3 protein-coding genes are annotated in these 5,164 nt (G+C 39.1%); all 3 read right to left on the bottom strand.

Going from position 1 to position 5,164, the window contains the following annotated elements; genetic code table 11:
- Positions 1-307: 307 nt before the first annotated feature.
- On the bottom strand, positions 308-679 hold the full coding sequence (locus tag PHV30_11840; GenBank protein ID MDD5457705.1) for a four helix bundle protein: 372 nt from the start codon (positions 677-679) through the stop codon (positions 308-310).
- A 360-nt stretch (positions 680-1,039) separates the two neighbouring features.
- Complete coding sequence (locus tag PHV30_11835) at positions 1,040-3,550, bottom strand: DUF559 domain-containing protein (protein MDD5457704.1); 2,511 nt, start codon at positions 3,548-3,550, stop codon at positions 1,040-1,042.
- Between the two features lie 11 nt (positions 3,551-3,561).
- On the bottom strand, positions 3,562-4,485 hold the full coding sequence (locus PHV30_11830) for a hypothetical protein (GenBank protein MDD5457703.1): 924 nt from the start codon (positions 4,483-4,485) through the stop codon (positions 3,562-3,564).
- Between the last annotated feature and the right edge of the window lie 679 nt (positions 4,486-5,164).

Raw genomic sequence — 5,164 nt, 5'->3', positions numbered from 1 at the left:
ACTGCCCCGCAGCAAACCACTTTCGACAATGGTTACTGAGTAAGCCACCTCCAGTAAAAAAATCAATATTATTAATAATAATCTTTTCATTCAGACACTTCCTTTCTTTTTATACCAAAACTGAAAATTTTTCAGTTTTGGTGCTCAGGGCTCAGAGCCAGGGGCTTGGAGCTCTGGGGAAAATTCGCTTTATTCAACAATCTCTTATCAAATTCAAAATTCATAAATCCAAATATCATTTTCTTTCTCCTGTCATATACTCAGGGCTCAGAGCAAAGGGCTCGGAGCTCTGGGGAATACATTTTATTCAACAGTCACTCTTTAAACTTTTTATCAGCGCATTCAGCATTGCTTTTATTGAATGTAAATTATGATAAACATCACTGACTTCAGTTACATAACCCATATCTTCTGCCACTTGTACCGCAGAAACAACTTCAAACAATGATCCCCTGGCATAGTAAAGAAACTGTGCGAACTCCTTCTTTGAATACCTTCCCTTACCTTCCGCAATATTTAGACTTATAGATACAGATGCTCTGCGTAGCTGGTTTATAAGACCAAATCTTTCCTCGTCAGGAAATTTCTGGGTAAGCTGATAAATTTTTTTATTAAGCAATCTACTCTCCTGCCATACTCTTAAATCCTCAAAACTGAAAGTATTTTTTTCTTTACTCATTCCCTATCTCCTTGTTTCTTTTACCAAAAACCGAAATACTTTCGGTTTTTGTGCTCAGGGCTCAGAGCTGGGGGCTTGGATCTCTGGGGAAAATTCGCTTTATTCAACAATCTCTTATCAAATTCAAAATTCATAAATCCAAAAATCATTTTCTTTCTCCTGTCATATACTCAGAGCTTGGAGCAAAGGGCTTGGAGCTCTGGGGAAAATTCGCTTTGTTCAACAATCTCTTATCAAATTCAAAATTCATAAATCCAAATATCATTTTCTTTCTCCTGTCACATTCACAAAGCTTCTAACCCTGGCCAGACACGAAGTGGTGACCGAGCTTCGAGCACAACAAAAACGTTGTTTTTGATGTCAATGAACTACTCCGATCTTGTTTTTTATTACAATGCTTTGTCCAGACGCGGACACAGCATGAACTACCAACAAATAAACTCCTTTACTGACTTTGTCGCCCAACTCGTTGGTACCGTCCCAGGGGATGGCATTGCTGGTTTTGCCGCCGTTTTCTCCGGGCATGAACCTCCAGCGTTTGACCAGATAACCAAATATTGAATAGATGCTCATGTCCACGTTGCAATTCTCTGCCAAAGTGTAATAGATAGTGGTATTTTCCTTCCTGCTGTCAAAAGGATTGGGCACATTGAACAAGCTGTCAGCCAAGGCAGTATTTTGACGTAAGTCTATCTCAAATTCTTCACACGGATCGGACCATTCACCCGCATTATTCTGCACTTCATAAACCAAAAAGTTTTTACATTTCATATCCAGCGCCAGAGATACAGTTTGCATACCGGCTATATTTATTTGAAAAGATTCAAATTCGGATGAAGAAGGCAAATCTGTTGTCATTTTAGCCAGTGTGTCCAGCTCCAGAACAGCGGATATATCATCCTCCGACATGGATTCCATCTCCAAATCAGCAATATTTAATGTAACTGATAAATTTTTATAAAACTCTTCTTTCCAATAGGGCTCAAGATTGGTTTTGCGGAAAACCCTGAAGGCCTTAATACCGCTCTCCGGGTCTGTAATGTCCACTAAATCAATATTGATGTCCACATTTGTACTTATATTATTATTTTGTGATTTGATGCTATTCAGGTTTAATATTTTTATAGGAATTTTTAGTACCGGTTTGGTTAAGTCCGCTTTAAAAATATTGGACAAGCAAGTACTGCCTGTTTTCGCATACACAACGTTACCGGCTATATAGTAACGAAGGTTATGGGTTAAAGGTAAAGGAGTTATGAACTCAGAAGCTATTCTATATACTCCGGTACCCACAAAGCTCGATGATTTTTTTATTAATAATTTGTTACCGGTAGTAAGTACCGGCTTGCCATTTTCGTAATTATATAAAGTAAAGTTATACCTTAAACCGGTATTGGTAGCGGCAATATCCGCAATTTCATAAACTACACTCATGGTTATATTTTTTGTACTGCCAACAAAAGCCGGAATAGATATATAGTTAATAACAGGCTTATTTTTTTCAACTATTCGCGAAACCTGGCTGAGGATATTTATTGTAGTTCTGCATAACTGGGCACGACTATTACGGCTCGTTCCTATTTCCAGCAGTTTGAACTGAAGATTTGAGGATACAGGCGCGTTTACTTTTAAATCATAGTAAACATAATAATATTCAGGATTTCTGGAAATTATAATGGGTTTTGTTAAATTTATATTTATAGTATTAGAGGTGGGCAAATTGGTTATACCTAACAAAACACTGGTATTAGCGCTTGCTTTATAAACAAATATTCTATCAATGTTCACTGGATTCGCATTGGTAGATATTATAAGTTCTTTCAAATATACGGCGTTCGGATTTCTGGTATTGGTATTGCTGAGCAAAAAGGACAAAGGCATAATACTTTTACGACCGGGATGTACTTCGGTTTGAATAGAATAATTATAGGTACCGACTTTGATAGCGTCGATTTTGCTTTCTATGGTTAAATTCAGAGTAACTATAGCTTCCCGGGTGTAACCAACAAGGTCTTTGAGATAAACTTTGACAGGCACAGCTCCAAAAAATTCCTGTGCTGGTTTGTATTCGGCAAAAATCTCCCGGCCTTTGAACTTTGTACCTGATAATCTGTTACCTTCTATTTGTATTGACCAGCTGGTCAGGGCTTCATTTATTTTGAACTTTATAGGAATTACATCACCTATGTACGCTTTGCTTGCAGTAATAACTATACTTTCAATATAGGGACGGCCATCTTTAGCTACACAGCCCAACAAATATTCGGTTTTCAAATCCTGTTTGGTTATTTTTTGAGATGTTAAGGCATGAGCGTTATTGATGTATGACGCTGCCTTATATTTAACGGAGTTGGAATTTTTTAATATAATATTCGCTGAATAAGGGTTTTGGCGGGGAGCGGCTAAAGAAATGCTAAAACAGACAAGCAAGAGAGAGAGACCCCTCAGTCCGCCGTCCATTATGCAACGGCGGACAGCTCCCCTCTGACAGGGGAGCAAACTTTGGCGGTTAATAATGTTGATTTGCTTTTTAATTATTTTGATACAATGATTCAGTTCATTTTTTACCTGCTCGTTAGTAAATCTGACAAAAGTAATTCCTAGTTGTTCAATCACTTTTTGACGTTCTCTATCATATTCTTTCTGTCCGGGAACATCATGCCAGGACCCGTCTATTTCAATTGCCAATTTGAGGTTTCGGCAATAGAAATCCACGACAAAGCCAGAGATACTATACTGCCTAACAAATTTATAATTGGATATCCCCTGCTTCCGGAGAATATTCCAAAAAATTACTTCAGATTCCGTCATATTGCGTCTTAAATTCTTACGCTTTTCTTTGTCCCAGAGACTATTAAATATGCTTTTCATCTTGCTTATCCTTACTCCCAGTTCAGCATAAAGGTATAGCGATGCTGACTTTCCAGATTATGCATCACATAGGCATAATCTATTCTGATAAATCCCAAACACAGGCCAAGGCCCGCTGAAGTCTCGTTTTCATTACCGCCGCCTCTTAAAGACAAATTGCAAGCACTTTGTTTGCCACCCAAAAGAATGTATTCCGCTCCCAGATAATATCTGCTCGGTTTATCAAGTAATCTGGTCGCGTCAACGACCAGTAATAAAGGCTCAAAAATATTAAACTGAAACCCAATATCAATATCAGGCTTGAATTCATCGGAAGTATCTCCGGTCTTGTTTACCAACAGATTCCTGAATACAGGACCAATTTGTAACCAACCAAGATTCCACAAAAATCCGGCGTCCAGGGAATAAATTTCGTCCCGGCTATCCCCGAGACCACGCCTTTGAAATTTGGCAGAGAGACCAAGGTCTAAACTGTCAGTAAAATTTCGACCAAGACCAATAATATAAAGCTCATTTGCCGCATCTGTATAACCCTCGGGAGTAAAATTGGGGGCTAAAGGATTGGTATGGACCTCAATACCACCGGTTTTAATAATAAGCGCGTTTACAGCCCAGTGCCAGTCTCCTAACGTTGAACCAAGCCCGAAGTAACCGCAGGACGTATCGGCCAATAAACCGGTATACGCGTAGGCAAGTCCCAAGCTATTACTCTGTGCCAGAAGCGCGCTATTGTAAAAGGCTGCTGACGGTCCTCCGGAAAGTGTTCTGCCGGCATTGCCCATTGAGCTTGATCTGGCAAAAATTCCATACTCAAGATAGTCAGAAGCATAACCGCCGATGCTTTCGGCATGAACGAAAGAAGTTATACAAACAAAACAAATTATAAATAATCCTATGATTTTAGGGTTTACCGAGATAGAAGCTCTGTTTATCACAAACACACCTTTCTTCTATCCCCCAACCGACTGATATTTATCTTTCCAGGTAATTATCGCAGATTTTTATTCAAAATTTCGTTAGAAGTTGTTAAATTTTTGAATAACTTTATTCAAAATTTGAATAACGGCCTCCTGGGGGGAAGTGAAACGTGAAGAGTGAAGCGGAGGGCAGGAAGGACGAAGGACGAAGGAGGAGTCAGTGAAAAGTGAAACGTGAAACGTGAAAAGTGAGTCGTGAAGAGTGAAGCGGAGGTCAGGAAGGACGAAGGACGAGGGACGAGTCAGTGAAAAGTGAAACGTGAAACGTGAAGGGTGAGGCGAAGGTCAGTGGGAGGAGATAGGGGGTATGGGGTAAGTAAATCCAAAAACCAAATGGCAAAGCACTAAGGAATCTTTAAATCCAAAGCTCAAAATAAATTCAAATGCAAATTTCCTTGTGATTTAGAGCTTTTGATTTCCTTTGAGCTTTGAACTTGGGATTTTGGACTTAGTCATTAAACACTAAATCCTAATCATCAAATCCTAAATCTATTATGCTTAATTTGCGATCTATATAATCCTCCCTTTCAAAACTGTCACCCCGGATTCAATCCGGGGTCTGTTTCTTGATGGGTAGATTCCTGCTTATGCAGGAATGACAGGACTTGTCGCAAATTAAATAACGATATTGATTAGT

This window comes from Candidatus Margulisiibacteriota bacterium, from assembly GCA_028715625.1.
In the GTDB taxonomy this organism is placed as follows: Bacteria; Margulisbacteria; Riflemargulisbacteria; order GWF2-35-9; family GWF2-35-9; genus JAQURL01.
Note: the sequence above shows the minus strand (reverse complement) of the source record. Positions and strands in the feature narration are given on the sequence as shown.